Genomic DNA, 25,084 nt, shown 5'->3' on the forward strand with positions numbered 1-25,084 from the left:
TAGAGTGCTAGTTTGGTTTCTCGAATTCTGTAACATTTTCAGATTATTATCCTCTACGAATTCGGCTTAGCGTTTCTGAAGTCATTCCTAGATAAGAAGCTATATATCCTAAAGGTACGCGGTGGGAAATATCTGGGAATTCTGCCAACATATATTCATAACGTTCGCGAGCGGATTGAAATTGAATAGCGTTAAGCTTGTTGACTACCTTTGTAAGCATTTCTATTGAAACTAATCTTCCCAGCTGTTCCATTTTGTGGTATTTTGAAAACAACAAATCCATTTTTTCCTTGGAAATTGAATGAACAACAGAATCTTCTAGAGTTTCTAAATAATACAAACTTGGACGTTGTTGGAAAAAACTATCTACGCTACTCATAAATTTACCGACATTAAAAAACCATTGCGTTATTTCCTTGCCATCTTCTTTTAAATAATAACTTCTTACCATTCCTTCTTCGATGTAATAAAGTTTCTTACAAACCTGACCTTGCTCAATCAAAAGCGTGTTTTTAGAAATGAATTCTTCCTCAAAGTGCGATGTAATATCTTTGAGCTCGTCTGAATCGAAAGGAGTTAGTGAAAGAAGAAAGTCTGATAATTCCATTTAGGGATATAAAAGTTATTTCCAAATATATCGAAAATTGACGGAGAAAAGGAAGATGGATTAGTCAATCAAAGGGCCTTCAAATGGGTGTTGAAAAATAAATTAAAACCTTAAATGTTGTGGTTTCGGTCTTTATGATGATAATAAAAAAAGATTAAAAGTATTATTGTTAAAACAATCCCAGCTATCCACCACCAAATATGATTTGAGTTTTTTTGTAATGCAATTGGAGTTGTATCTCCAACTAACACTAATCCAGCCCAATATTGCGGTGCGGCAGCTCGACCTTCCACAGTAGAGAGGTATTGTATTTTTGCCTTTTTAAGTGCTTCATCCTTTGGAAGTCCTAGTGCGAGATATTCATAAAAATAATCTACAATTTGGGTGCTAGATACTTCATCGATATTCCATAAACTTGTGAGGATACTTTCACTGCCGGCATAATTAAATGCATGTGCAAGCGAAATTGCACCTTCACCAGATTGGTAGATAGATTTTCCTGTTTCACATGCCGTTAATATGGCAAGGTTCGATGAAAGGTTAGTGTTGTAAATTTCATAAGCATAAAGTGAATTCTCATCTAGGGCTAGATTTTCACCTTTTCGCTTGGCAAACACTAATCTACTTAGTTCAGGAGTGATATTGTCGGATTCAGCGTGTGTTCCAATGTGTATTATTTTATGTTCTTTAGCGTTATTGATAAACAAGGTTTTGCTAGCATTTTCATTCATGAAATAATTTCCTTTGAAAACTTTGGCGTATTGTTTCACTAAATTTTCACTAAAAGGTTGAGGTAGAAGTGTTAAGTATGATTTATCCAGTTTCATCGAATCTTGTATACCGAGTAGATATTCTTGTTTCATATTCTTATTGAATCCTGGCGCAAAACCGACATAATTTTCGTTATAATCCATAACTTTTCTGTTATCCTTATAGAGTAAAAGACTAAAGTTGTATGAAATATCATACTTTGATAAAAGACTATTTGTAGCGAATTCTTTAAAGCTTTCTAAAGGTTTGGGCGTCAACATTTCGAAGCTAATATTAAACAACTCCCTATCTGGAATTACAACCACTTTTTTAGTTTTAATGTTTTCTTCTAAAGGCTTCCATAGCATTATATATAGGTCGTGAAGCAATGCACTTTTTTTCTCCACTGAAAAATCTTCAACTGTCAATTCTTTTATTTTCATTTGAAGAGATGAATTGTCTAAAGAGTAAATATGTTTCTTAAATCGTGTAACCACAAATGCATTTAGTTTGTCTTCAATAAAAAGGTATCGGACAATAGTAGTGTTTTCAGGAATATTTTTTTGCAAGTCCTTTATTGGTTCTTCCAAGGGTTCATATCGCATTTTATAATATGCGGGGTAGTCCTTTTGCAAGGTTTTCATAAAAATGTCCCACCTTTCAGATGCTGAAATATAAGCGTTTACGTCTCCATTATTTGCCTCTAATGTCTTAGATATATCACTTTTAAGAAGTTTTTCTTTTTTTATAATTTCATTCGGGACATGTTTAAAAGCAATATTATCGCGACTGTTTAATCTTGAGCGAATGCGATTGTAAATTGCAGATTCATGAAGTGAAATAGCTTGATCTAAATAAGCTTCATCCCTAGTGTTTTGATAAAGCTCTAACAGAATCTTCTTTGTAAAATTGAAAAGTACATTGTTTTCTTTATTCAGAATAGTTATGTCGTCGTAGTTATTAACTACTTTTTTACGTTGGTCTAAAATTGAAATTGCCTTGTTGAGTTCACTTGCATACTGTTTTAAGTCTGCCGTAGTTTTATTTCCTGATAGATGGTATTTAGAAGCAACCTTGGTAAGTATAGCAGTAGGTTTGCGATATTGTATAACAATAGAGTCGGACATGCTCATTTTTTCTTCCTCATTGAGAAGGTTAAACGCCAAGGCTTTGTTGCTATACGCCAAGGATTTTTCATAATTGTTTAATTTGAAATGTATTATAGCTAGATTTTGAACCTGGAAAAACTCTTGCAATGTGTTTTTCAGGCTATTATTTTGGGAATACTTATAAGCTTCTTCTGCTACTGAAATAGCCTTGTCTTTTTCTCCAGTTTTCACATAAAATCTGGACAAGTGAATAAACCGATCCAAATCATCCACGGAGTAGCGTCCTTCTGATATAGTCTCGTAAATCCTATTCCCTTCTTCGTAGTAAAACTCGGCTTTTTCTATATCTCCCATTTCTTCATATAAAGTGCCGCCAATAGAATAGGCCGAAGCTTTCCAATAAGAGTCTGCCACTTCTTTGTTTTTGTAATAATCAATTGCTTTTTTTAAGTGTAGTTCAGCGTCTTTAAAATTTTGATTCGTTGTTTTAATTTGGGTTAAAATGATATGTGAGATAATCAAATTCATATCGTTTTCCTCATATTCTTTTTGCTTTAGAGCGTAGGAATACTCTAAAATTTCTTCGGTTCGTTTAAATTCACCTAGGGTGTTGTGATAAGAACCTAAATTGTCTAGTGTGCTAAAAACAAACCCCTTTGCTTGTTTTACCGCATTTTCATCATTCGAGGTTTTAATAAACTTTTGAAAGTCTTTAATTGCCTCATGGGAAATAGAAATAGCCTCTCGATTTTTTCCCATAGCATTGAATAATACTGACATGTTCATTTTAAGCAAGCTCGGTCTAAAGAGTTTGTTTTTTAAATCGGTGGAGTCGGTTTTATGCAAGGCATTTAAAGCTTGCTCGAAGTAATATTTTGAACTGTCTAATTTAGATTCCTGCCATAAAACCCCTCCAAGAGCAGTATAAATTTGATTGAAAGATGTGTAGTTTTTTGTTGTGCTTTTATTGTGAAGCGCCAATGACTCTAAATAATGGTTTTTAGCTGATACATAATCTCCAGTTCTCATTTTGTAGTATCCCAACATATATTGAACTGAAGCTGCATCAGTATTTTCAGGATCATTAATACGTGAGGTTGGTGCTTCAGCTTCTTTGAGAATGTTGTATGCTTTTTCTGTTTGCCCTGAATTGTGGTAAACAGATGAAAGTTCGTGCAGCGCTATTTTAATATAATGTGGGTTATTCGTTGAGGTTATATAATCTGCAAGTTGCTTTGCTTTATGAAATGCTTGTTGTGAATTTCCATCATTGAGCTTTAAACTACCTTCAAGATTTATATACTCGGCAAGACTGTCGTATTGCTTTTTATATTTATAAAATTGAATGTTATTTTTTACAATGGTTTTAGCCTTTTCTAATGAATCTTGATTAATGAGGTTAAGGATTTCGCTAACAGTCCGAATTTTTTCTTGGGAATAAGTTGAAACAGTGCCAAGTAAGCAGAGTAGGGCAAATACACCTATTATTTGGGCAATTTGTTTCATTCTTTCTCAAGTTGTCTGAGGAGTTTAGTATTTTGAATAGACGGAGTTTTTTTAAGCAGCACCTTGGCTGCTACAATTTCACCTATTTTTATCTTAGCTAAAGCTGCATAATACGTAGCTTCTTCTTTAAACATGCCTTCTTGAAAACGGTCTTGGTCTGTCAAGTATTTTAATGATTCGCTAGCATCTCCTAAAGCTAAATTTGCTACTCCTAAGAAGTAGTTTAAAGTGTCGTTTTCTGGATTTTCTTTAAGTAAAACCTCCCACTTCGAAATTGCCTTTTTGTAATTTTCTTGCTTGTAGTCTAACATCCCTTCATAAAATTCATAGCTATCTGCACCTCCCATCTTTAAAGGTAACCCGATGTCGGGTTTAAAGTTTTCTGCAAAAATCTTCTCGGCAGTGGTGTTGCTATCTAACATCCAAAATATTCCAAACAACAATATCAATATAGCGGCAGCTGAAAACCACAGGGTATAGGATTTTGTTTTAGGAGTCGACAGCTTTTTTACGTTCGTATCTTCAGTTTCGTTAAGGTGTTTGTGAAAATCATCTATTTTGGAATGTCTAATGCTGTCTTCTATTTCTTCACGTAGTTTTTTTATGTATTCTATTTTTTGTTCATAACCGGGTATTTGTTTTATTTCTTCAGAAATAGAATGTTTGTTTAAATCGAAATCGTTTTCTCGATCTAAATAGGTTTCAATCATATCCCACTCTACTTGGGTGATTTCAATTTGGGTTTTCATTGTGGGGGATTATTTATAATTTAATGCTATTTCTTTTAACTTTTGAATGCATCTGTATTTCTTATTCTTGGCAGAAGCTTCTTCAATACCAAGGTTTTCTGCTATTGCTCTTAAGGGAGCCTTGTAAAAATAAAACTGAGTTAATAGGTCCTTACAAGATTGCCCTAAATTGTTGAATGCATTTAAAGTAATAGACATTTGTAATTCGGCTTTTTCCGTTTCATTAGTTTGTGTATTGTCTTCAATTGAAAATTGATACAGCTTGTCGTTTATAGATGTTGTTTTCTTTTTTATTGCACTTCTTGTATAATCTATCCACTTGTTCTTCGCGATGGTAAACAAGTAAGCTTCCATTTGTTGTTCATTAATAGGTTTAAAATCTCCAGAACATATTTTTTTCCAACAGACTAAAAAAGCTTCTTGGAATATATCTTTTGCATTTTCTATGGCACCTCCATTTTTTAATATGTAATACTTAGTTTTAGGATATTCGGCTAGGTAAAATTTTTGCATAGGTATTTCTTTATTGGTCAAAAAAGCATCCAATAGCACGAATTTTTCCTTGTTTAATGTGTTTTTCATAGAAATTACTATGAAATATACAACATTTTTAAATTAGATTGTTAAAACATTTTATATTCTGTATCGCGCTTTGGTCATTTTAATGTGTTACCAATGAATTGTTTATTGTTATAATGGGAAAATCTAAAAAGGTCATCACTAAAAAGCATTTATTTTGAAAAAAGTTAATTTCTGCTACGGAGGATGTAGTTTTCAGATGAAGAGATAATAACCTCAAGAAGCAAAGGATTTTAAATTGTTGTCGCATTCATCAAAAAGTATTTTACTTTTGTTTTTTAATTTATAATTATGACAATAGATCGTTTTGTTGGTAAAATTTATTCTCAAAAACTTTCCTCCGGAAGTGTTTCGTGGCAATCGCCGAGTAATATCGCATTAGTGAAATATTGGGGTAAGTATGGTGAGCAATTGCCAATGAATTCTTCTATTAGCTTTACGCTTAAAAATAGCCATACAAATACTACAGTATTCTTCGAACCAAAGAGCTCTGGCGAATTCGAATTTGAAGTGTTTCTTGACGGGAAGAGAGAGTCATCTTTTGAGCCAAAAATTTTAAAGTTTTTTAAAAGAATAGAACAGTATCTTTCTTTTTTAAGAGATTATAAATTTAGAATTGAAACCTCAAATAGCTTTCCACACAGTAGTGGTATTGCTTCTTCCGCTAGTGGAATGAGCGCCTTGGCACTTTGTTTAATGGATATGGAGCTTCAACTGCGCTCAGCTCCCGATGGTTCTCCGTCGTTTAGTGAAGCCGAAATGCAAAAAGCTTCATTTCTCGCTCGTTTAGGGTCGGGTAGTGCTTGCCGTAGTTTGCAAGGTCCAATTATGGTTTGGGGAGAACATCCCGAAATAGAAGGGAGTAGTAATCTTTATGGAACGCAATACAAGCTCGAGGTACACGAGAATTTTCAAAATTATCAGGATACTATTCTACTAGTAGATAAAGGTGAAAAACAAGTTAGTAGTACTGTAGGTCACGAACTTATGCACGACCATCCTTTTGCGAAACAACGTTTTGAACAAGCTGGGTTCAATCTTTCTAAACTCATTCCCGTATTAAAAAATGGCGATGTTTCTGAATTTATTAAAATAGTTGAAAGTGAGGCTCTATCATTACACGCTATGATGTTGACTTCTATGCCTTATTTTATTCTGATGAAACCAAATACACTCGAAATTTTAAATCGTATTTGGGCATTTAGAGAGGAGACAGGTAGTAAGGTTTGTTTTACCCTAGATGCTGGTGCAAACGTACACGTTCTATATCCCGAAGCTGAAAAGGAAAGTGTGCTAAATTTTATAAATACCGAGCTTTCGCAATTTTGCAAAAACAATGAGTTTATTGTGGATGAGGTTGGTTTTGGAGCAGTAAAAAAATGATTAATTAATTATACTTTGTTTTAAGACAGATAATTGTGTTAATTAGAATTTAGTTTTAGCACAAATTAATTAACGCTTGTATTTCTTAAAAACTGTATCTTTGCAGCTCATATAGGTTAATTATTACTAAAAATAGTATTTTTAGACCTCACTAAGAATTTATCATATGCACGGCCCCTTATTTTACTCTAAGATTTTACTTTTCGGAGAATACGGAATTATAAAAGATTCTAAAGGACTTTCTATACCGTATAATTTTTATAACGGGGCGCTTAAAATAGATAAGCATCACACCATTTCCACGCACAAGTCGAACGCTAGTTTAAAGCGATTTGCAGATTATTTGGAAAACCTTCAAAGTGAAAATCCTGAATTGGTATCTTTCGATATGAAAGCGTTAAAAAATGATATTGAGGCGGGATTGTATTTTGATAGTAGTATCCCACAGGGATATGGAGTAGGGAGCAGTGGTGCCTTGGTAGCTGCCATATATGATAAATATGCTACCAATAAAATTACTGTTCTTGAAAACCTTACACGTGAAAAACTATTAACTCTTAAGAATGTTTTTGCCGAAATGGAATCTTTTTTCCACGGAAAATCATCGGGTCTTGATCCCTTAAATAGTTATTTAAGCCTGCCAATATTAATCAATTCTAACGATAACATTGAACCTGCAGGTATTCCATCTCAAACTGAAAATGGTAAGGGTGCAGTTTTCTTATTAGACAGTGGAAGCACGGGTGAAACAGCGCCAATGGTTCAGATTTTCATGGAAAATATGAAGCAGGAAGGTTTTAGAAATATGTTGAAAGACCAATTTGTGAAACATACAGATGCTTGCGTTGAAGACTTTCTTCAAGGCGATGTAAAATCACTTTTTGGAAATATTAAACAACTTTCCAAAGTTGTTTTAGAAAACTTTAAACCTATGATTCCTGCACAATTCCACAAACTTTGGAAGAAAGGAATAGACAGTAACGCCTACTACTTAAAACTTTGTGGCTCTGGCGGAGGTGGTTATATGTTAGGTTTTACCGAAGATATCGATAAAGCTAAAGAAGCACTAAAAGATTACAATCTAGAAGTTGTTTATAATTTCTAAACTAGGGATTACAACTTATTTACAATCGTGAATCTGTTTAGTCGAGCACATTCGGATCCTCTATGAGTAAATGATATTATCGACTTCGCTCAAGTAGAATTGATAATTTTTTAAGCATCCTATTTTCAACCTTATAGTTTATGCTCAACCGAAAACAAAAGCTCCTTTTCCTTAAGTTTTTTAGCCTGTTTTCAGTGGTTCGTGGATACAATATTTTAATAATTGTAACAGCCCAATACCTTACTAGTATTTACATTTTAGCACCCGAATTACCTTTTCGAGAAGTTCTATTCGACGTTAATTTATTAATGCTAGTATTAGCTTCATCTACTGCAATCGCAGGTGGTTACATTATCAATAGTTTTTACGATAGTGAGAAAGACCTTATAAATAGGCCTAGAAAAACAATGTTGGATAGACTTGTAAGTCAGCGTACAAAGCTTTCTACTTATTTTGTGTTAAACTTTTTATCAGTAGTATTTGCTAGCTATGTTTCATTTAAATCGGTCGTCTTTTTTTCAATTTATATTTTTATGCTGTGGTTCTATTCGCATAAACTCAAGAAATATCCCTTTATAGGAAACATGATTGCAGCCATACTTGCAGTAGTTCCCTTCTTTGCAATTTTTGTACATTATGCTAATTTCGATATAGTGATTTTTGTACACGCAACATTTCTGTTCCTGCTTATTTCTATGCGTGAATTGGTCAAGGATTTAGAAAACCTTAAAGGAGACATCACGCACGGATATAATACAATTCCGGTGGTCTATGGTGAAAAGACCTCTAAACTTATGCTTACAGCTTTAAGTGTGTTAACGCTTGTGCCAATAGCACTACTAATTACAAAATTCAAAGATGAAATAGGGTATATGGATTTCTATTTCTACGCTAGTATTGCCGGCTTAGTACTGTTTTTAACTGTTCTTTGGAAATCAAAAAATAAGATTCATTATCTTATTTTACACAATATATTAAAGCTTGCCATTGTAATTGGGGTGTTCAGTATTGTATTAATAAACCCAGGCTTCCTAGCAAATAAATTGTTTTAGAAGAAACTCACCACTAATTTCTACTTCATCTTAACAAATAAATCCCAAACCACTACGCCAACGCTTACTGAGATGTTAAGTGAATGTTTTGTGCCAAATTGTGGGATTTCAATAACTGCATCGCTTGCAGTAACAACTTTTTGCTGCACGCCTTTAACTTCATTTCCAAAGACTATAGCGTAAGTTTTATCTTTTGCTACAGTAAAGTCGTTGAGGTTTATTGAATCTTCAGCTTGTTCGATAGACGCTATATAAACACCTTCTTCTTTTAATTTAGAAATAATATCAAGTGTGTTTTCGGCGTATTCCCAATCTACACTTTCAGTTGCACCAAGTGCAGTTTTATGAATGTCTTTGTGCGGAGGTTGCGCGGTGATGCCACAGAGATAAATCTTTTTAACTAAAAAAGCATCAGAAGTGCGAAAAACAGAACCGATATTATTTAAGCTTCTTATATTGTCGAGAACAATGATTAACGGAGTTTTTTCTGAAGCTTTATATTCTTCAGAATTTATGCGGTCTAATTCGCTATTCTTGAGTTTGCGGTTTTTCATAAGCCGGCAAAGTTAATTCTTATAAATTAAAAGTGGAAGGCTAGTATGCAGTACTTCATAAAAAGATGGGGTTTAGGAAAAGTTGAATAGGAAAACCATTTAACCAAAATTTTACAAAATCTAGGTTTATTGTTGATAAAACAAGATAATTCATTTATACTTCATTTTAAAGAAAACAGCAATTTCGTTACTTTTATCGGTTAAAGAATAATCAGCGTTATGGCGAAGAAGGTTACCCCATTAATGAAGCAGTACAACAATATTAAGGCTAAGTATCCAGATGCTTTGCTGTTGTTTCGCGTAGGGGATTTTTATGAAACCTTTGGTGAAGACGCTATCCGTGCTGCCAAAATTTTGAACATTACGCTTACGGCTCGAAATAACGGGGGTGATAAGATGGAGCTCGCAGGGTTTCCTCATCACTCGTTAAATACGTATCTGCCAAAATTGGTTATGGCCGGTTGTCGAGTGGCTATTTGTGATCAATTGGAAGATCCCAAAATGACCAAAACTATAGTAAAACGTGGAGTTACCGAATTGGTTACTCCTGGTGTTGCCTTTAACGATGATATCCTTCAATCAAAATCAAATAACTTTTTAGCTGCGGTGCATTTCGGTGCTTCAAAAGGATCAGCTAAATCACAAAATATGGGTGTTTCATTTTTAGATGTTTCTACAGGTGAATTTTTAGTTTCTGTAGGCCCGGCAGAATATGTAGATAAACTACTTCAGAACTTTAGCCCTTCTGAAGTGCTCTTTTCAAAGCAGAAACGCAAACTTTTTGCTGAAACTTTTGGAAATGAATATCACGTGTTTCATCTTGAAGACTGGATTTTTCAAGAAGATTATTCTTTTGAAACCCTTACGAAGCATTTCAATACCAAAAACTTAAAAGGCTTTGGAGTTGATCATTTAGCCGAAGGAATTGTTGCTGCAGGAGCTGCGCTTCATTATTTAAGTGAAACCAGACACACCAAACTTCAACATATTTCAAGGTTGTCGAGAATAGCCGAAGATGAATATGTTTGGATGGATCGATTTACAATTCGCAATTTGGAGTTGTATCACTCCACACAGCAAAATGCTGTTACTCTTTTGGATGTTATAGATAAAACTATTTCACCGATGGGTGGAAGGCTCTTAAAACGCTGGATGGCGCTGCCACTCAAAAACGTTGAAAAAATAAATAGACGACACGAAGTTGTTAGTTTTTTACTCGATAATCCTGCTGTCTTAGAGAAAATTCAACAGTATACCAAGAGGATTAATGATTTGGAGCGGCTGATTTCAAAGGTTGCCACTGCAAAAGTAAATCCGCGCGAGGTAATTCAACTAAAAAACTCTTTGGAAGCGATTGTGCCTATTAAAGCACTTTCCTTAAATTCAAAGAATGAATCGCTAAAAATTATAGGCGAACAATTACACGATTGTGAGCTGCTTCGAAATAAAATAAAAGAAACACTTTTTGAGGAAGCACCTGTAAGTGTTGCTAAAGGAAATGTAATTGCTGAGGGATTTTCAGAAACACTCGACGACCTTCGTAATCTATCAGCAAATAGTAGGGGATATTTAGATGAAATGCTAGAGCGTGAAACCAATCGCACAGGTATTTCTTCTCTTAAAATAGGTTCAAATAATGTTTTTGGATATTATATTGAAGTTAGAAATACTCATAAAGATAAAGTTCCAGCAGAGTGGATACGCAAGCAAACCCTTGTAAATGCCGAGCGTTATATAACCGAAGAACTTAAAGAATACGAGTCTAAAATTCTTGGTGCTGAAGAAAAAATTTTAGCCTTAGAACAAGAGTTTTTTGCTAAGCTAGTAGAGTGGATGCTGGAATATATAGCTTCAGTACAACAAAATGCCGCCTTAATAGCGCAATTAGATTGTCTATGCTCTTTCGCAACTCTGGCTAAAGAGGCAAATTATAGTCGTCCGCTGCTTGATAAATCCTTCGATTTAGAAATAAAAGACGGTCGTCATCCGGTAATTGAAAAACAATTACCACCCGATTCTCCTTATATTGCAAACGATGTTTTCTTAGACAGGGAATCTCAACAAATAATTATGATTACCGGTCCTAACATGAGTGGTAAGTCCGCAATACTTAGGCAGACAGCTTTAATAGTATTATTAGCGCAGATGGGGAGTTTTGTTCCTGCATCGGCTGTTAGGATGGGGTCTGTAGATAAAATTTTTACCAGAGTTGGGGCTAGCGATAATATTTCGATGGGCGAATCAACTTTTATGGTTGAAATGAATGAAACTGCAAGTATTTTAAATAACCTGTCGGAACGCAGTTTGATTCTTTTGGATGAAATTGGACGAGGTACGAGTACTTATGATGGGATATCTATTGCTTGGGCTATTAGTGAATACTTGCACGAGCATCCATCTCGCGGGAAAACACTTTTTGCTACGCATTATCACGAGTTGAATGAAATGACCGAAACTTTTACGCGAATTAAAAATTATAATGTGTCGGTAAAGGAATTAAAAGACAATGTGCTTTTTCTGAGAAAATTGATTCCTGGTGGTAGTCATCACAGTTTTGGAATACATGTTGCGAGAATGGCAGGGATGCCACAAACAGTCCTCCAACGAGCAAATAAAATCTTAAAAAGGCTAGAAAAAAATCACGGATCGGAAGAATTGACTGAAGAAATGAAGTCTATTTCGCAAGATGAAATGCAATTGAGCTTTTTTAAATTAGACGATCCTCTGCTTGAAGAATTGCGGGAAGAAATTTTAGATATTGATATTGATACACTTACGCCTGTGGAAGCTTTAATGAAGCTGAATGAAATTAAGCGAATGCTAGAGCGGAATGCTACCTTAAAAATAAAAAAGTAAATTTTGGAAATAATTTCTCAAAAAACACTTTGTGATTGAAGTAAAATTTATAAATTTGCCTCCGCTTTGAATAAGAAGCGACGTTCATTAAAAATCATGCGAAAATAACCTTCTCAGGTAAAATTGAGAAAGTAGAGTATCATCCAATTTTACTGGAGGTGCTTGTTTCGGTTTTTAAGAATACGCGAAAATAGCTCAGTTGGTAGAGCGCCACCTTGCCAAGGTGGAGGTCGCGGGTTCGAATCCCGTTTTTCGCTCAACAAAAATATCGTTTTTCGGTGTTTTTTGTTAAGTCCAGGTTGTAGTAGACAACCTCTTTAAGCTCGAGTGGTGGAATTGGTAGACACGCCGGACTTAAAATCCTGTGACCATTTGGTCGTGCGGGTTCAAGTCCCGCCTCGAGTACAAAATCCCCTTTGTTTTTAAACATTGGGGATTTTTTTTATCTGTTATTTATTTACCTTTTATTTCTCCTTAGTTCTCCTCGATTCCGTAAATTTGTCATTCATCAAAATGCTAAAAACTAATGGCTAATTTGATATTAAATATTCTTTCTCTTGGCATCAAACCACTCATCGAAAAACAGCGAAAGTTTCACAACTTAATCGTTGAATTTAGACATAGGTTTTCAAATCCACAACGAGCGGCCAAGGCTTTAGATGATATTAAAGAATTCTATGAAAAGTTAGACAACTTCGATTTCAATTATGTTTTTTTTAAAGACTACTATCGTGAGTATATAGAAAATTTAAACAGGTTTAGGCCGGAGGACAACAATCCCGATTTAACTTTTATACGAATAGCACTTACAGAGAATAAATGGAAGCCAACCGAACCATCGCAAATATTTGTTCACCATTTAAAATATAGGAATAGGCTAACTTCTGGGTTGTTTATTTCTCGTGAGAAAAAACTAAATCTCAAAAAAATAAAAGATACTAAAGTAATAACTGAAGAGAGCAGTAAGTCTGAATCGGATAAAAAATGGACTCGGATTCCAATTAGAGAAGAAAGAGAGAAGATTTCAAGATAATCTTCGATTAAACTATAATGCAAAAAAAAGCCTTTTCAATTAAGAAAAGGCTTAAATTTTATAGCAAATTTATTGCTTACTGACCGTCAGTTGCGTCTTCTACAGCATCTTTAGTGTCTTCAGCAGCATCTTCGATAGCATCTCCTGCATCTTCCATTGCATCTCCTGTTGCATCAACAGCATCATCAATAGCGTCACCAGTGTTATCTAGTGCGTTTTCAGTTTCAGTTTCAATAGACTCAGCAGTTTCGTCAACTTTTACTTCAGTAGTTTCTCTACAAGAGTAAACAGAAGCAACTAAAGCAAGAGCTGCAAGTGATAAAAATATTTTTTTCATTTTGGTAATATATTAGTGATTAATAATGAGCAAAAGTAAGTAAAAAAATGATTCAAAAATTTTTTTCTGTTAAAAATTTCCAATACCGCTTAGGAATATGCTTAATATGTAACTTTATATTCTTTCTTGAGCCAATATTACTACTATTAAAGTAATTGAACCATAGCTTTTGAAACTCTATTTCTTCGTAAGTAAAATATAAAGAGGCTCTATTTCTTCTATTAATATCTTTTGATAATTCTAAGGTAATGGTTTGAACCTTTAATAAGTCGTAAAATATTCCATAATTTCTTTTTAAATCATAAATCAACCACTTTTGATCTGTATATCTACTTTTAAAATGGGATGCATTTAAAGGTAAAACATCAAAATCTGGTTCTACTGTAGCGAAGTATATTCCGTCTTTAGTAAGTTGAAATCGCACAAATGCATCCATTCTGTGTTTTTCCCTATCTACCTTTTTTACGGTTTTTTCTAAATGTAGAATTTCCGAATCGGTAAAATCATTTTCTATACTTACACTTGTAGATAACGCTTTTCTTATATAATGAAGAATAGTATTCTCAATATTTAATGTTTCACTTAAAAATGATTTATAAAGCTTAGTCTTCGCCTTAGAAGATAATTTTTTAGACAAGCCCTGCCATACCCGCTTGGCTTTTTTTGGTTCAGAAAGTATTGATATGCTATGGTCAAAAAAGTTAGGTTCGTAGTGCTCCTCTTTTACAATTGAAACTTCTTTTAACTTGTATTCATAAACATAGAACACACAAGACAAAAGCCCTTCAAAAGAACTGTCGTATTTTAAAATGGTTTTCACGCAGATAATGTATTCTGATTGTCGAAAAGGCTTAATTGATTGCTTAAAGTCGCTGAAAACTTCGAATTTGAGTTTGAAAGAATTATGCTTTTGAGTTGTGCGGAAGTTCTATCTTTTGTTTCAAAAGTACTTGAATCGCAAATAATAAAATATTTAGCTCGGTTTAAGGATGCTCCAATAGATTTTAAGTTTTCCCAATTTAACTTTCGATATCTTCGTGCCTTGATAATTTTATTTACAGATTTTAATCCTAAACCTGGCACACGTAATAACATTCTCATATCCGCTTTATTAACATCTAGAGGAAACTGATCTAGATTTCTCAACGCCCAACTTAATTTTGGATCTATATCCGACTCTAGATTTGGATGTTCTTTGTTTAACAGTTCACGTACATCAAAGCCATAAAAGCGAAGAAGCCAATCGGTTTGGTAAAGTCTGTTCTCGCGCAAGATTGGCACGGCCGATCCGAGTGTGGGTAAGCGACTATCGTTACTGATTGGGACGTAGCCGGAATAATAAACTCGCTTCAAGTTAAACGATTTGTAAAAATATGCCGAAGTGTACATAATTTCAGCATCGGTTTCGCCACTAGCTCCAACTATCATTTGAGTGCTTTGCCCAGCCGGAGCATAAATGGGAACTTTTTTTAAAAGTTTCTTTTCATTTTTATACTGAACGATTTCATTTTTAACCTTTTCCATAGGTTTTATGAAATCCTTTCTATCCTTTTCAGGAGCAAGAAGTTTTAAACCTTTTTCAGTTGGAATTTCAATATTTACCGATAGTCTATCTGCGTAAAGTCCGGCTTCTCGCATCAATTCATCACTCGCACCAGGAATAGACTTTAAATGAATATAACCGTTAAAATTCTCTTCTTGTCTGAGCTTTTTGGCCACCGCAATTAGTCGCTCCATAGTGTAATCGGCATTCTTGAAAATTCCACTGCTAAGAAACAGGCCTTCAATATAGTTTCTTCTGTAGAAATTGATAGTAAGATCGACAACCTCTTGCACTTTAAAAGCAGCTCGTTTTATATCGTTACTTTTTCGAGTTACACAGTAAGCACAATCAAAAATACAGTGATTGGTCAAAAGTATTTTTAATAGCGAAACGCATCTACCGTCTTCTGTATAGCTATGACAAATTCCCATACCGCTACTATTGCCTAAGCCTTTATTTTTGTTCTCTCTTTTACTGCCACTGGAGGAGCAGGAAACATCATATTTTGCTGCGTCTGCCAGTATTTCTAACTTTGCGTTTATTCTTTTAAAGTCCATACAATCTTGGAATATCGCCAAAATTAAGGAAATAATCCTAGAAAATAGGTTTATATCCAAATTTAATTTGGATATATTCCAAAATAAAGTATATTTGTGTATGGAATCTAAACTAACCATTGAGGCACAGCGATTTAAAAAAATTCGCGAGGAACAAAGACACACTCAGCAATCGTTTGCTGAGCTTTTGGGTATTGGATCTACCACCGCTGATATTGAGCGTGGTAAAACAAAAATAACAGGCAAAGTAGTTACGGAGTTAATGGCGCAATTCAATGTTAATCCATTGTGGCTTTATGGTAAGAGCTATGAAAAGCACATCGATTCTTCTCGAGGAGATGTTAGTCCAAAAATTATCACTTTAGATACCGAAGGCAATGACAGTATTCTTCTGGTGAATCAAAAAGCTGCAGCCGGATATCCTAACAACATACACGATACAGGGTGGTATCAAACCTTACCTGCTTTCAATATTCCTTTGCCAGAATATAGAAACGCCTCATATAGAGGGTTTCAAGTAGAAGGAGATAGTATGTTACCAAATATAAGACCAAATGAGTGGGTTTTGGGTAGAGCAGTGGGAAGTATAAATGAGGCTACCGATTCTAAAATTTATATTGTTGTTTTAAGAGACTCTGTATTAGTAAAAAAGTTGCAGAAAATCCCTGGCAATCCTCAAGCTATTAGGCTGATTTCACTAAACGAAAGTTATTTGCCTATAGAAGTAAAAGTAAGAGATATACAAGAGCTTTGGATGGTAAATAGTAAGTTGAGCTTCGGTGTAGATGAGCCTTCAGAAAGTAATCTGCTAAGGCAATTGCAGCAATCTATGGATGAATTAAAAGGACAAATAAGCGGATTGAAATAAAAAAGGATGCTCATTTCTGAGCATCCTTTAAGTTGTACAGGCTAGAAAAAAAATTAGTCTCTATCCTTTACTTTAATTTTAGTATCACCGTCTTCGTCGGTTTTGATTTTTACTTTTTCGTCTTCGGTTTTCATTTTAATTTTGTCACCGTCGTCTTTTACTTTAATATCTGCGTCCTTGTCTTGCATGTCCTCAATTAAAGTTTCTTCTAAGGTTTCTTCTTTAGTTTCTTGATCTCTACAAGATGTAAGTGAAACTGTTAGAAATCCTGCAAATAAGGCAATCATTGTTAATTTTTTCATTGTTGATTTAGTTTTAGTTAGTGATTAGTTTTATGTTAAAATTACAAAGTGATTAGTCGTTTCCGATTTCATCAATTGTTTTGTCAATTTCTTCATTTACCTCCTTATCTACTTTTTTAGCAGCTCTTTCTAAAATCCCCTCGTTATCTGTTTTTTCAGGAGTTTCAACTTTTACTTCGCGAACCACTTCTTTAGTTTCAGTTTTAGTTTCACGACAAGAACCAAGTGCTATAGCAGATATAGCAAATAATAAAAATAAGTTTTTCATATATTGATTTAATTAGATTGTTTGGACAAATCTAAGGTAATTAAAAATACGCTTATGGTAATTAAATACTAAAAAATGTGAAATTATTGCTAATATAAAAGAGGAGTTTTATATAAGTGTCCTATAAATTGTAAAATAAATGAAGGTTCAAATTTAGAGTTTTACAATGTAATCCATCACTTTATTTGTGGCACCAGTGTTGGAATTCACAAAGTGCCCACTGATCATTCCTGTTTTCTTTCTGTAATTTTCGTCAGAAACCAACTTGGTTAAAACATCGCTAAGCTCTTTGGAGTTGGAAATTGAAAATAAGCCAGCTAAATTGCGAAGTCGTATAGCTTCAGGGAACTCATTATAATTTTTTCCAATTATAATAGGCACTCCAAAAGTTGCAGGTTCCAAAATATTGTGTAATCCAGTTTTACCCATAGCACCGCCTACATAGGCTATATCTGCATAGCTGTACAATTTAGTAAGAAGACCAATGCAGTCAATAATTAATACGGTGTATTCGGCGAGATTAACATCGTCTTTTTGTGAATGAAGAATAACCTTATGTTTGTATAGTTTTTCGGTAAACGCCTTAATCTTACTTTGTTCAATTTTATGAGGCGCAATAATAAATTTTACATTATTAGGTGCTGAATTTATATAATCTAAAAGTACAGCTTCGTCTTCCGGCCAAGTACTCCCACAAACAACACAAAGTGCGTCTCCTTTAAATTCCTTCGCAAAATTTAGCGTATTATCCATTTCAATTTGATGAGAAACTCTATCAAATCGAGTATCACCACTTAAGGTTGTGTTTTTAAATCCTATATCATTTAATAGTTTAATCGAATTTTCTTCTTGTAAGAAAAAGTGACTGAAACTATTTAGTGCTTTGCGCATAAAACCTCCATAGGATTTAAAAAAGATTTGATTTTCTCTGAATACACCAGAAACAAGTAGTGTAGGTATATTTTTCCTTTTCAATTGAAGAAGATAGTTTGGCCAGAACTCATATTTTACAAAAATTGCAAGCGCTGGGTGTAAAGCATCTATAAACCGCTTGGCATTTAAAGGTGTATCCATCGGTAGATAAACAACTACTTCTGCCAAAGATGTATTTTTCTTAATTTCATAACCTGAAGGTGAAAAGAAACTAATTATAATTTTATGATCAGGTTTTGCCTTTTTTACCTCTTCTATAATCGGTACTCCCTGTTCAAACTCACCTAATGATGCACAGTGAAACCAAATGGTTTTATCGGAAGTCGATATGTTTTGATCAATTATATCCAAAACATCTTTTCTGCCATCAACAAACAATTTCATTTTTTTGCTGAATAGCGCCACAATCCTCAAGGCAAAAGAAGCTAGGTAAATAAGTAGGTTATAGATAATGTGCATCGCGTGTAAAAATACCAAAATTCGACTTCCAAATTCTAAAATACTCTCTCAATAATACAAATAGCCAATAACTCGTTAAGTTCAAGTATACAAACTTCATTTTTCGTAATTTTACAAATTCAATACTATTATAAAAAATGAGAAAAATTCAAATGGTAGACCTTAAGGGTCAGTATAAAAATATTAAGGAGCGTGTAGATAGTTCTATTATGAATGTAATTGAAACTACAGCTTTCGTGAATGGTCCAGAAGTTCACCAATTTCAAAAAGAGCTTGAAGATTACCTTGGGGTAAAACACGTTATTCCTTGCGCAAATGGTACTGATGCTCTTCAAATTGCAATGATGGGTCTTGGTTTAAAGCCTGGTGATGAGGTTATCACCGCCGATTTCACCTTTGCGGCAACAGTAGAGGTTATTGCACTTTTACAATTAACTCCAGTTTTAGTTGATGTGGATCCGGTTAACTTCAATATTGATGTTGAAGCAATTAAAAAAGCCATTACTCCAAAAACAAAAGCTATTGTTCCAATACATCTTTTTGGTCTAGCGGCCAATATGGACGAAATTATGGAAGTTGCTGAAGAACACAATCTTTATGTAATTGAAGATAACGCCCAAGGTATTGGCGCAGATTATACTTCAAAAGATGGCACTAAGAAAAAAACTGGTACAATTGGGCACGTTGCTTCTACTTCATTTTTCCCCTCTAAGAACTTAGGGTGTTATGGTGATGGTGGAGCAATTTTTACAAATGACGATGATTTGGCGCACATAATTCGCGGCATTGTAAACCATGGGATGTACGAACGTTATCACCATGATGTTGTAGGCGTTAATAGTAGATTAGATTCAATTCAAGCTGCTGTGCTTCGCGCAAAATTACCTCATTTAAATGACTACAATAAAGCTAGAAAAATCGCAGCTCAAAAGTATTCTGAAGCTTTTAAAAATCATAAAAATATCATCACACCTACTGGCTGTGGAAAGTGTTCGAATGAAGAAATAGATGTATGCAACTGTCACGTTTACCACCAATACACCTTAAAGATTGTAGATGCAGATCGCGATGCTTTAGTGAAACATTTGAATGAAAACGAAATTCCTTGCGGTGTTTATTACCCAATTCCGTTACATCTTCAAAAGGCTTACAGAGATGAGCGATATAAAGAGGAAGGTTTTGAGGTTACCAATCAGTTAGTTAAAGAAGTTATTTCTTTACCAATGCATACCGAGCTTGATGATGAGCAGATAGATTATATCACAAAAACTGTCATCGAATTTATGGAGAATAATTAATAAAGAAATAGCCTGAGTTACAGGAGTAGAATTATGAAAAAAATATTAGTAACAGGAGGATTAGGATATATAGGTAGTCACACTGTAGTTGAATTACAAAAAACAGGATATCAAGTTGTAATTATAGATAACTTATCCAATTCGTCTTTAGACGTTTTGGAAGGTATTACAGATATTACTAAAACTCCACCCACTTTTGAACGTTTGGATCTTCGTGAGAAAGCGGCAGTATCCGACTTTTTTAAGCGCAATAATGATATTGATGGTATTATTCACTTTGCAGCAAGTAAAGCTGTAGGGGAAAGTGTAGATAGACCATTATTGTATTACGAAAATAATCTAAACACTCTTATTTATTTGCTTCAGGAGTGCAACACTCATCATATCGATAATTTTATTTTCAGTTCATCTTGCACTGTTTATGGCGAGCCAGATTCGTTGCCAATTACCGAAGATGCTCCTGTAAAACCTGCTACTTCACCTTATGGTAATACCAAGCAAATTGCTGAGGAGATATTAAAGGACACTTGTTCTGTTTCTTCTTTAAAAACTATTGCACTACGCTATTTCAATCCAATTGGAGCACACGAAACTGCGTTAATTGGTGAGCTACCTGCGGGAGTGCCTCAAAATTTAGTTCCGTTTATCACTCAGACTGCAGCTGGAGTTCGCGAACAACTTTCTGTATTTGGTGACGATTATCCCACTGAAGATGGTAGCTGTATTCGCGATTATATTCATGTTGTAGATTTAGCAAAAGCACACGTTATTGCTTTAGAACGCCTTCTTTCAGAAAAAAACAAATCGAATTATGAAGTTTTCAATTTAGGTACAGGAAGAGGAAGTTCTGTGCTGGAGGTAGTAAATTCGTTTGAAAAAACTACAGGGGAAAAATTGAATTACAAAATTGTAGATCGTCGCCCAGGTGATGTTATTTCTGTTTACGCCGATACTAAAAAAGCTAATGAAGAACTAGGTTGGAAGGCACAAAAAACAATGGAAGAAGCCTTAGCATCTGCCTGGAAATGGGAGCTGAAAGTACGTGAAAATTCATAGAAACGTAAGGGTTTATAAAATCGTTTATTTAAACTTAAGATAGGTTTAACGCTCATTTTTTGGAATTAGGAGCTAATATTTGTTTCTTTGCACTCGAATAGTACTCTGGACTTCTGCTTCAAAATGAATGCTTTGCGAGCTGAAGGGGGTCAAAAAAAATATGATGAAGTTAGTTTCAGTGAAACGACAAACAAAAACAGAAAAACGATTTACACAAAAAATGGGAATGTTCACAACAAGTGTGATTTACATTAAAAAAACATTTTTAAACATCCCTTTTAAAACATTACACAAATATCGCGAAACCTATTATGGTGAAATTAAAGATTGCGAAGATTGTGTTATAAGTGCTTAGAAAAATTGTGAATTAATAATTTTGAATTCAAAAGAAACGCCGAATGATTCCTTATCATTCGGCGTTTTTTATTTTAGTTGATTTATGATATACACATCAAACCTCCCAAAACCGGTCTGTCCACTCATCATCCGAAAACTTTAATTGGGAGTGTAATTCCTCGATTTCCTTCCACGCTTCTTGAGTAGTAATAGCTCGTATTTCTTGGTATAATATGCCTTCTTCAAAGCCTATATAAGTAGTTAGTTCCTCTTCAATTTTGTGAAAAACTGTATGGAGGCTAGACGTTTCATTAAACAATCGATTTAGTCGTCGGTGATTTGCAATAGCCCTTTTCACTCGAACATTATTATTCCCTAATATTGGAAAAATAAATTCTTGTTCAATTTCAAAATGTGGATCTAGATAAGTTTCTTTAAACCAATCGATATAACCCTTAATCCGATTACTTTCAATTTTTCTTTGAAGCGCTTCTCTTATTCGTTCACAAAAAAGAATCACCTCATCGTGATCTTCAATAAGAGGTGTAAGTGATAAATATTTATTTTCGTTTCCTTTATGCATATTTTTTTTATCCATGTTTAAACAATTAAACAAATTTCATAAAACTGATTTCTAATAGTTATGAGGTTAATCATAAGTGGAAAACTTGTTGTTTTAATTTAGGACAATAAGGTAATTTTATTTAATTTTGAATGATTCTAAATAACGAAACTAAAAAATGTATTAATTATGAAACTAGCATCACTTATAGACAATCTAGAATACAATGAAAACAGACCAGCGATTCAGGTTTTAATAGATACCGATTCAGGGAAGGAAATCAGGATTACTTTTAAGGAAGGTCAGGTAATGAAAGAGCACAAAACGCCATTCCCAATTGTGGTGGAAATTTTTGAAGGCGCCATAGATTTTGGAGTAAATGGGACAATCCATAACTTAAAGAAAGGTGATTTAGTTGCCCTTGAAGGTGGGGTGCCACACGATTTAAAAGCACTTGAAACGAGTACTGTTAGGTTGAGCTTAAACAAAGCTGATTCAGCTACTCGTGTAGAAGGTGTAGCCAAAAATTCATAATTGCTATTCTATTTAGTTATTAAGTTATCACCGGTTTTATTATAAAAACTAGAAAAAATGTATTCATCAAATAAAATAGATTCATTTGTAGAAAAGTCGCCTATTCTCAAGGAAGTAATCGACTTAAAACCTGTGGTTTGGCTTAACGACAAAAAGAAACGCCATTCTGAAATGCCTAAATTTCCTATAAAAATGAAGGATATACAGGCTGCGGAAGAATTGTGGAAACGATTTGCTCCGTTTTTTGTTAAAGCTTTTCCAGAAACTGAAGCTACAAACGGCATTCTTGAATCTCCTTTAAAGGAAATTCAAAATATGAAAGAGCTTTTAAACCAAGAATCGCCAAAGATTGAAGGTCGTTTATTTTTGAAATGTGATAATGCCTTACCTATTGCTGGATCTATTAAGGCTAGAGGAGGTTTTTTTGAGGTGTTACACTATGCAGAAGAATTATCCTTAAAGGCTGGAATCTTAAATAAAGTAGATAGCTATGAAGTTTTTCTTTCTGATAAATTCAAGCAATTTTTTAGCAAATATAAAATAGGCGTTGGCTCTACAGGCAACCTCGGGTTGAGTATTGGAATTATTAGTGCTAAGCTCGGTTTTCAAGTAACGGTTTATGTTTCTGCCGATGCTAAACCTTGGAAAAAAGATTTGTTGCGCACCAAAGGAGTTCAAGTAGTAGAGTTTGCAGGAGATTTTAGTGAAGCAATTTTGGCAGGAAGACAAAAAACAAAAGCCGACCCAATGGATTATTTTGTTGATGATGAAAATTCTAAAAAACTGTTTTTAGGCTATACAGTTGGGGCGCTTCGATTGGCGGAACAATTGGAAAAAGCTAATATTAAGGTGAACGATTCGCATCCGTTGTTTGTATATTCTCCTTGTGGTGTTGGTGGCTCTCCCGGAGGAACTGCTTTTGGGCTAAAACAAATTTTTGGCGATAATGTACATTGTTTCTTTGTAGAACCTACACACTCACCTGCGGTGTTAACAGGTTTAGTTACGGGTGAAATGAGTAATATTAGTGTACAGGATATTGGGATAGACAATAAAACTGAGGCCGATGGCTTAGCAGTAGGACGTCCTTCAAAATTTGCAACTTCGGTTAGTGAACATTTAATTAGTGGTATTTATACTCTTGAAGATCATCGTCTCTTTAGGCTATTAAGTCAATTGATGGACACTGAAAAAATATTCTTAGAGCCTTCCGCTACTGCTGGCTTATGCGGTCCGCAGATTATTTCAAAAACAGAGTATGCCGAAAATAATAATATTAATATGAACAATGCCACCCATATCGTTTGGGCTACAGGTGGTGACTTAGTACCAGATTTTGAAAGAAAAGAGTTTTATAATAGAGGTAAAAGTATTACAGAGTAAAGTTTAGTGTGTTTACTAAAAAAAGCGAGAGAAACTTTGTTTCTGCTCGCTTTTAATTTGAAGGCCCCCTCAACCTTCAAAGATGTATTATGGCTAATTCTATAAAGGGTTTTTTAATCTATAAGTTCTATTCCAAAGACATAATCGTTGAAAACCTGAGTGTTTGAAATTGTATTTGCCACTAAATCAAATTCAAAATAATTGGTTTGTACAGTATTTCCGTTAGCCAAAGAAGTGAGATAGTAAGTCTTGTTGCATTCACTGTAAACTGTAGAATAAAATTCAGTATTTATATTTGTCGGAATTGAAAGTAAATCTGAATACGTTCCGTTAGTAGGGTCTATTTTTACGATTTTTCTCGAATTGATATCAGGCATATCCATTATTGCTAACAGTCCAAAGCTTTCAGAATATTCTAACCCGATAAATCTCACAAAATCTGTATTTGAAAATGATGGATATAAATCAACATGAGAGCTTGTATTATTAGATACATTTACGGTTATTAAATTCGTTCCTGATACAAAATACAATTCGTTTACCCCGTTTGAAGCTGCACTCATAGATTCTACGTGAAAGAAACTGTTATTGTTAAAAGTGGTGTTTATCGCTGGAATTGTAAGTGCTGTACTTGTAGTTCCATTGTTCATATTAAATGGTTTTACAGAAAAGTGATTGTCGGTTCCAGAATTTGCATAACCAGAGTTTGAAACTTCAATTACATAACTTTCTCCATCGACAATTATAGGTGCAGCTATATTTGATGGCGTGGTAAATTCCTGTCCTGTCCCGGTATTTGTGCTGAAAGTGAAATATTTTCCTGCTCTCGTTACAAGCACACCGTGTAGCTCACTGTTATCATTATATAAGGAAGTACTTGTAGGTAATTGATAAGTGAGGTTGGTATTAGTTGTTAAGCTTCCCTCATAAATAGGAGTGGTAGTGTCAAGGTTATTAATAAGAAAAGAATTGTAATCTATAACAGCATTTACATTGTTGTCGAATATTGTATTTAAAGTCAATAAATTTTTATTGTAATCGAAACAAGGTGAATTATTTGTGTCATCGTTTATAGTACCGTCGTCATCAGAAGAGCAATTCGTAAACAATAAGCAGCTCAGCACTGCAAGGCTGAAAATTGATAAAAAAGTTTTCATAGTATTGATATTTTTGATGTTATATCATTATATCAACACGAGTTATGAATTGTTACCCTTAAAAAATAAAATAAACAGAAAATTAATGGGAACTCAATATCGAGTTATAAGTGTATAGTCTTTAATATTTAGGCTAAGATTAATAATACTTTTTAAGAATAGGTATAAAAAAACGTCGAAGGAATTTAGTCTTCGACGTTTTTAATTA

At 34.1% G+C, this 25,084-nt stretch carries 24 protein-coding genes and 2 tRNA genes; 13 read left to right on the forward strand and 13 right to left on the reverse strand.

What is annotated here, in order from left to right; genetic code table 11:
* Window positions 1–46: 46 nt before the first annotated feature.
* From RT250_RS05855 to RT250_RS05870, 4 genes are all read right to left on the reverse strand, one after another.
* Window positions 47–607 carry a Crp/Fnr family transcriptional regulator gene (locus RT250_RS05855; RefSeq protein WP_313112974.1) on the reverse strand — a complete coding sequence of 187 codons (561 nt, stop codon included), beginning with the start codon at window positions 605–607 and terminating at the stop codon, window positions 47–49.
* A gap of 110 nt (window positions 608–717) precedes the next feature.
* Window positions 718–3,972: a CHAT domain-containing protein gene (locus RT250_RS05860; protein WP_313112975.1), complete on the reverse strand. Its 3,255-nt coding sequence runs from the start codon at window positions 3,970–3,972 to the stop codon at window positions 718–720.
* Window positions 3,969–4,721: a tetratricopeptide repeat protein gene (locus RT250_RS05865; protein ID WP_313112976.1), complete on the reverse strand. Its 753-nt coding sequence runs from the start codon at window positions 4,719–4,721 to the stop codon at window positions 3,969–3,971. Before RT250_RS05865 ends, RT250_RS05860 begins: the two co-directional genes overlap by 4 nt.
* A gap of 9 nt (window positions 4,722–4,730) precedes the next feature.
* A complete protein-coding gene (locus RT250_RS05870; RefSeq protein ID WP_313112977.1) occupies window positions 4,731–5,303 on the reverse strand; it encodes an RNA polymerase sigma factor in 573 nt (190 codons plus the stop codon).
* A gap of 288 nt (window positions 5,304–5,591) precedes the next feature.
* Between RT250_RS05870 and RT250_RS05875 the strand changes: the two genes are divergently transcribed.
* The 3 genes from RT250_RS05875 to RT250_RS05885 all read left to right on the forward strand — a co-directional run bounded on the left by RT250_RS05875 (window position 5,592) and on the right by RT250_RS05885 (window position 8,840).
* On the forward strand, window positions 5,592–6,683 hold the full coding sequence (locus RT250_RS05875; protein WP_313112979.1) for a diphosphomevalonate decarboxylase: 1,092 nt from the start codon (window positions 5,592–5,594) through the stop codon (window positions 6,681–6,683).
* A gap of 166 nt (window positions 6,684–6,849) precedes the next feature.
* Window positions 6,850–7,788: a mevalonate kinase family protein gene (locus tag RT250_RS05880; protein WP_313112980.1), complete on the forward strand. Its 939-nt coding sequence runs from the start codon at window positions 6,850–6,852 to the stop codon at window positions 7,786–7,788.
* A gap of 140 nt (window positions 7,789–7,928) precedes the next feature.
* Window positions 7,929–8,840: a geranylgeranylglycerol-phosphate geranylgeranyltransferase gene (locus RT250_RS05885; RefSeq protein WP_313112982.1), complete on the forward strand. Its 912-nt coding sequence runs from the start codon at window positions 7,929–7,931 to the stop codon at window positions 8,838–8,840.
* A gap of 20 nt (window positions 8,841–8,860) precedes the next feature.
* Here RT250_RS05885 and RT250_RS05890 read toward each other — a convergent pair whose 3' ends face one another.
* On the reverse strand, window positions 8,861–9,394 hold the full coding sequence (locus tag RT250_RS05890; RefSeq protein ID WP_313112983.1) for an RNA methyltransferase: 534 nt from the start codon (window positions 9,392–9,394) through the stop codon (window positions 8,861–8,863).
* A gap of 219 nt (window positions 9,395–9,613) precedes the next feature.
* On the opposite strand from RT250_RS05890, the gene mutS reads away from it, so the two are divergent.
* The 4 genes from mutS to RT250_RS05910 all read left to right on the forward strand — a co-directional run bounded on the left by mutS (window position 9,614) and on the right by RT250_RS05910 (window position 13,283).
* Complete coding sequence (gene mutS / locus RT250_RS05895) at window positions 9,614–12,250, forward strand: DNA mismatch repair protein MutS (RefSeq protein ID WP_313112984.1); 2,637 nt, start codon at window positions 9,614–9,616, stop codon at window positions 12,248–12,250.
* A gap of 184 nt (window positions 12,251–12,434) precedes the next feature.
* Window positions 12,435–12,507: transfer RNA gene (locus tag RT250_RS05900), tRNA-Gly, on the forward strand.
* A gap of 64 nt (window positions 12,508–12,571) precedes the next feature.
* Window positions 12,572–12,655 (forward strand) — tRNA-Leu (locus tag RT250_RS05905).
* Window positions 12,656–12,776: 121 nt separating this feature from the next.
* Complete coding sequence (locus tag RT250_RS05910) at window positions 12,777–13,283, forward strand: hypothetical protein (protein WP_313112986.1); 507 nt, start codon at window positions 12,777–12,779, stop codon at window positions 13,281–13,283.
* Window positions 13,284–13,359: 76 nt separating this feature from the next.
* On the opposite strand, the gene RT250_RS05915 is transcribed toward RT250_RS05910, so the two are convergent.
* The 3 genes from RT250_RS05915 to RT250_RS05925 are packed head-to-tail and all read right to left on the reverse strand — an operon-like array spanning window position 13,360 to window position 15,720.
* Complete coding sequence (locus RT250_RS05915; RefSeq protein ID WP_237606309.1) at window positions 13,360–13,620, reverse strand: hypothetical protein; 261 nt, start codon at window positions 13,618–13,620, stop codon at window positions 13,360–13,362.
* A gap of 52 nt (window positions 13,621–13,672) precedes the next feature.
* Window positions 13,673–14,440: a TIGR03915 family putative DNA repair protein gene (locus tag RT250_RS05920; RefSeq protein WP_313112989.1), complete on the reverse strand. Its 768-nt coding sequence runs from the start codon at window positions 14,438–14,440 to the stop codon at window positions 13,673–13,675.
* Entirely contained in the window at window positions 14,437–15,720 is a 1,284-nt protein-coding gene (locus RT250_RS05925) for a putative DNA modification/repair radical SAM protein (protein ID WP_313113065.1), read from the reverse strand. Before RT250_RS05925 ends, RT250_RS05920 begins: the two co-directional genes overlap by 4 nt.
* Before the next feature lie 100 nt (window positions 15,721–15,820).
* Between RT250_RS05925 and RT250_RS05930 the strand changes: the two genes are divergently transcribed.
* Entirely contained in the window at window positions 15,821–16,588 is a 768-nt protein-coding gene (locus RT250_RS05930) for a LexA family transcriptional regulator (RefSeq protein ID WP_313112992.1), read from the forward strand.
* Between the two features lie 53 nt (window positions 16,589–16,641).
* Here the strand turns inward: RT250_RS05930 and RT250_RS05935 are convergent, their stop codons facing one another.
* The 3 genes from RT250_RS05935 to RT250_RS05945 all read right to left on the reverse strand — a co-directional run bounded on the left by RT250_RS05935 (window position 16,642) and on the right by RT250_RS05945 (window position 18,475).
* A complete protein-coding gene (locus RT250_RS05935; protein WP_313112994.1) occupies window positions 16,642–16,890 on the reverse strand; it encodes a hypothetical protein in 249 nt (82 codons plus the stop codon).
* A gap of 52 nt (window positions 16,891–16,942) precedes the next feature.
* Window positions 16,943–17,158: a hypothetical protein gene (locus tag RT250_RS05940; protein ID WP_313112996.1), complete on the reverse strand. Its 216-nt coding sequence runs from the start codon at window positions 17,156–17,158 to the stop codon at window positions 16,943–16,945.
* A gap of 153 nt (window positions 17,159–17,311) precedes the next feature.
* Window positions 17,312–18,475: a 3-deoxy-D-manno-octulosonic acid transferase gene (locus tag RT250_RS05945; RefSeq protein WP_313112998.1), complete on the reverse strand. Its 1,164-nt coding sequence runs from the start codon at window positions 18,473–18,475 to the stop codon at window positions 17,312–17,314.
* 212 nt (window positions 18,476–18,687) lie between these two features.
* On the opposite strand from RT250_RS05945, the gene RT250_RS05950 reads away from it, so the two are divergent.
* The 3 genes from RT250_RS05950 to RT250_RS05960 all read left to right on the forward strand — a co-directional run bounded on the left by RT250_RS05950 (window position 18,688) and on the right by RT250_RS05960 (window position 21,259).
* A complete protein-coding gene (locus tag RT250_RS05950) occupies window positions 18,688–19,848 on the forward strand; it encodes a DegT/DnrJ/EryC1/StrS family aminotransferase (RefSeq protein ID WP_313113000.1) in 1,161 nt (386 codons plus the stop codon).
* Window positions 19,849–19,881: 33 nt separating this feature from the next.
* The gene (galE, locus tag RT250_RS05955; RefSeq protein WP_313113002.1) at window positions 19,882–20,904 is read left to right on the forward strand and encodes a UDP-glucose 4-epimerase GalE; all 1,023 of its coding nucleotides are present in this window, start codon (window positions 19,882–19,884) and stop codon (window positions 20,902–20,904) included.
* A 163-nt stretch (window positions 20,905–21,067) separates the two neighbouring features.
* Window positions 21,068–21,259: a hypothetical protein gene (locus tag RT250_RS05960; protein ID WP_139854400.1), complete on the forward strand. Its 192-nt coding sequence runs from the start codon at window positions 21,068–21,070 to the stop codon at window positions 21,257–21,259.
* A 96-nt stretch (window positions 21,260–21,355) separates the two neighbouring features.
* Here the strand turns inward: RT250_RS05960 and RT250_RS05965 are convergent, their stop codons facing one another.
* Window positions 21,356–21,838, reverse strand: coding sequence for a hemerythrin domain-containing protein (locus tag RT250_RS05965; protein WP_313113004.1), 483 nt, complete (start codon window positions 21,836–21,838; stop codon window positions 21,356–21,358).
* Window positions 21,839–21,991: 153 nt separating this feature from the next.
* Here RT250_RS05965 and RT250_RS05970 point away from each other — a divergent pair, with 153 nt between their 5' ends.
* Window positions 21,992–22,336: a cupin domain-containing protein gene (locus tag RT250_RS05970; RefSeq protein ID WP_139853814.1), complete on the forward strand. Its 345-nt coding sequence runs from the start codon at window positions 21,992–21,994 to the stop codon at window positions 22,334–22,336.
* A gap of 57 nt (window positions 22,337–22,393) precedes the next feature.
* On the forward strand, window positions 22,394–23,719 hold the full coding sequence (gene dsdA / locus RT250_RS05975; RefSeq protein WP_313113007.1) for a D-serine ammonia-lyase: 1,326 nt from the start codon (window positions 22,394–22,396) through the stop codon (window positions 23,717–23,719).
* A gap of 113 nt (window positions 23,720–23,832) precedes the next feature.
* On the opposite strand, the gene RT250_RS05980 is transcribed toward dsdA, so the two are convergent.
* A complete protein-coding gene (locus tag RT250_RS05980; protein ID WP_313113009.1) occupies window positions 23,833–24,876 on the reverse strand; it encodes a hypothetical protein in 1,044 nt (347 codons plus the stop codon).
* Between the last annotated feature and the right edge of the window lie 208 nt (window positions 24,877–25,084).

Source organism: Aequorivita sediminis, assembly GCF_032080575.2.
Lineage (GTDB): Bacteria > Bacteroidota > Bacteroidia > Flavobacteriales > Flavobacteriaceae > Aequorivita > Aequorivita sediminis.

What these genes read in the sequence shown, in the direction of transcription:
- RT250_RS05885 (WP_313112982.1), top strand. Translation starts at nt 7,929, where the DNA reads ATGCTCAACCGAAAACAAAAGCTCCTTTTCCTTAAGTTTTTTAGCCTG.
- RT250_RS05965 (WP_313113004.1), bottom strand. Translation starts at nt 21,838, where the DNA reads ATGGATAAAAAAAATATGCATAAAGGAAACGAAAATAAATATTTATCA.
- RT250_RS05915 (WP_237606309.1), bottom strand. Translation starts at nt 13,620, where the DNA reads ATGAAAAAAATATTTTTATCACTTGCAGCTCTTGCTTTAGTTGCTTCT.
- RT250_RS05945 (WP_313112998.1), bottom strand. Translation starts at nt 18,475, where the DNA reads ATGAAATTGTTTGTTGATGGCAGAAAAGATGTTTTGGATATAATTGAT.
- RT250_RS05960 (WP_139854400.1), top strand. Translation starts at nt 21,068, where the DNA reads ATGAAGTTAGTTTCAGTGAAACGACAAACAAAAACAGAAAAACGATTT.
- RT250_RS05875 (WP_313112979.1), top strand. Translation starts at nt 5,592, where the DNA reads ATGACAATAGATCGTTTTGTTGGTAAAATTTATTCTCAAAAACTTTCC.
- RT250_RS05930 (WP_313112992.1), top strand. Translation starts at nt 15,821, where the DNA reads ATGGAATCTAAACTAACCATTGAGGCACAGCGATTTAAAAAAATTCGC.
- RT250_RS05940 (WP_313112996.1), bottom strand. Translation starts at nt 17,158, where the DNA reads ATGAAAAACTTATTTTTATTATTTGCTATATCTGCTATAGCACTTGGT.
- RT250_RS05910 (WP_313112986.1), top strand. Translation starts at nt 12,777, where the DNA reads ATGGCTAATTTGATATTAAATATTCTTTCTCTTGGCATCAAACCACTC.
- mutS (WP_313112984.1), top strand. Translation starts at nt 9,614, where the DNA reads ATGGCGAAGAAGGTTACCCCATTAATGAAGCAGTACAACAATATTAAG.
- RT250_RS05865 (WP_313112976.1), bottom strand. Translation starts at nt 4,721, where the DNA reads ATGAAAACCCAAATTGAAATCACCCAAGTAGAGTGGGATATGATTGAA.
- RT250_RS05980 (WP_313113009.1), bottom strand. Translation starts at nt 24,876, where the DNA reads ATGAAAACTTTTTTATCAATTTTCAGCCTTGCAGTGCTGAGCTGCTTA.
- RT250_RS05950 (WP_313113000.1), top strand. Translation starts at nt 18,688, where the DNA reads ATGAGAAAAATTCAAATGGTAGACCTTAAGGGTCAGTATAAAAATATT.
- RT250_RS05880 (WP_313112980.1), top strand. Translation starts at nt 6,850, where the DNA reads ATGCACGGCCCCTTATTTTACTCTAAGATTTTACTTTTCGGAGAATAC.
- RT250_RS05925 (WP_313113065.1), bottom strand. Translation starts at nt 15,720, where the DNA reads ATGGACTTTAAAAGAATAAACGCAAAGTTAGAAATACTGGCAGACGCA.
- RT250_RS05860 (WP_313112975.1), bottom strand. Translation starts at nt 3,972, where the DNA reads ATGAAACAAATTGCCCAAATAATAGGTGTATTTGCCCTACTCTGCTTA.
- dsdA (WP_313113007.1), top strand. Translation starts at nt 22,394, where the DNA reads ATGTATTCATCAAATAAAATAGATTCATTTGTAGAAAAGTCGCCTATT.
- galE (WP_313113002.1), top strand. Translation starts at nt 19,882, where the DNA reads ATGAAAAAAATATTAGTAACAGGAGGATTAGGATATATAGGTAGTCAC.
- RT250_RS05970 (WP_139853814.1), top strand. Translation starts at nt 21,992, where the DNA reads ATGAAACTAGCATCACTTATAGACAATCTAGAATACAATGAAAACAGA.
- RT250_RS05870 (WP_313112977.1), bottom strand. Translation starts at nt 5,303, where the DNA reads ATGAAAAACACATTAAACAAGGAAAAATTCGTGCTATTGGATGCTTTT.
- RT250_RS05935 (WP_313112994.1), bottom strand. Translation starts at nt 16,890, where the DNA reads ATGAAAAAATTAACAATGATTGCCTTATTTGCAGGATTTCTAACAGTT.
- RT250_RS05855 (WP_313112974.1), bottom strand. Translation starts at nt 607, where the DNA reads ATGGAATTATCAGACTTTCTTCTTTCACTAACTCCTTTCGATTCAGAC.
- RT250_RS05890 (WP_313112983.1), bottom strand. Translation starts at nt 9,394, where the DNA reads ATGAAAAACCGCAAACTCAAGAATAGCGAATTAGACCGCATAAATTCT.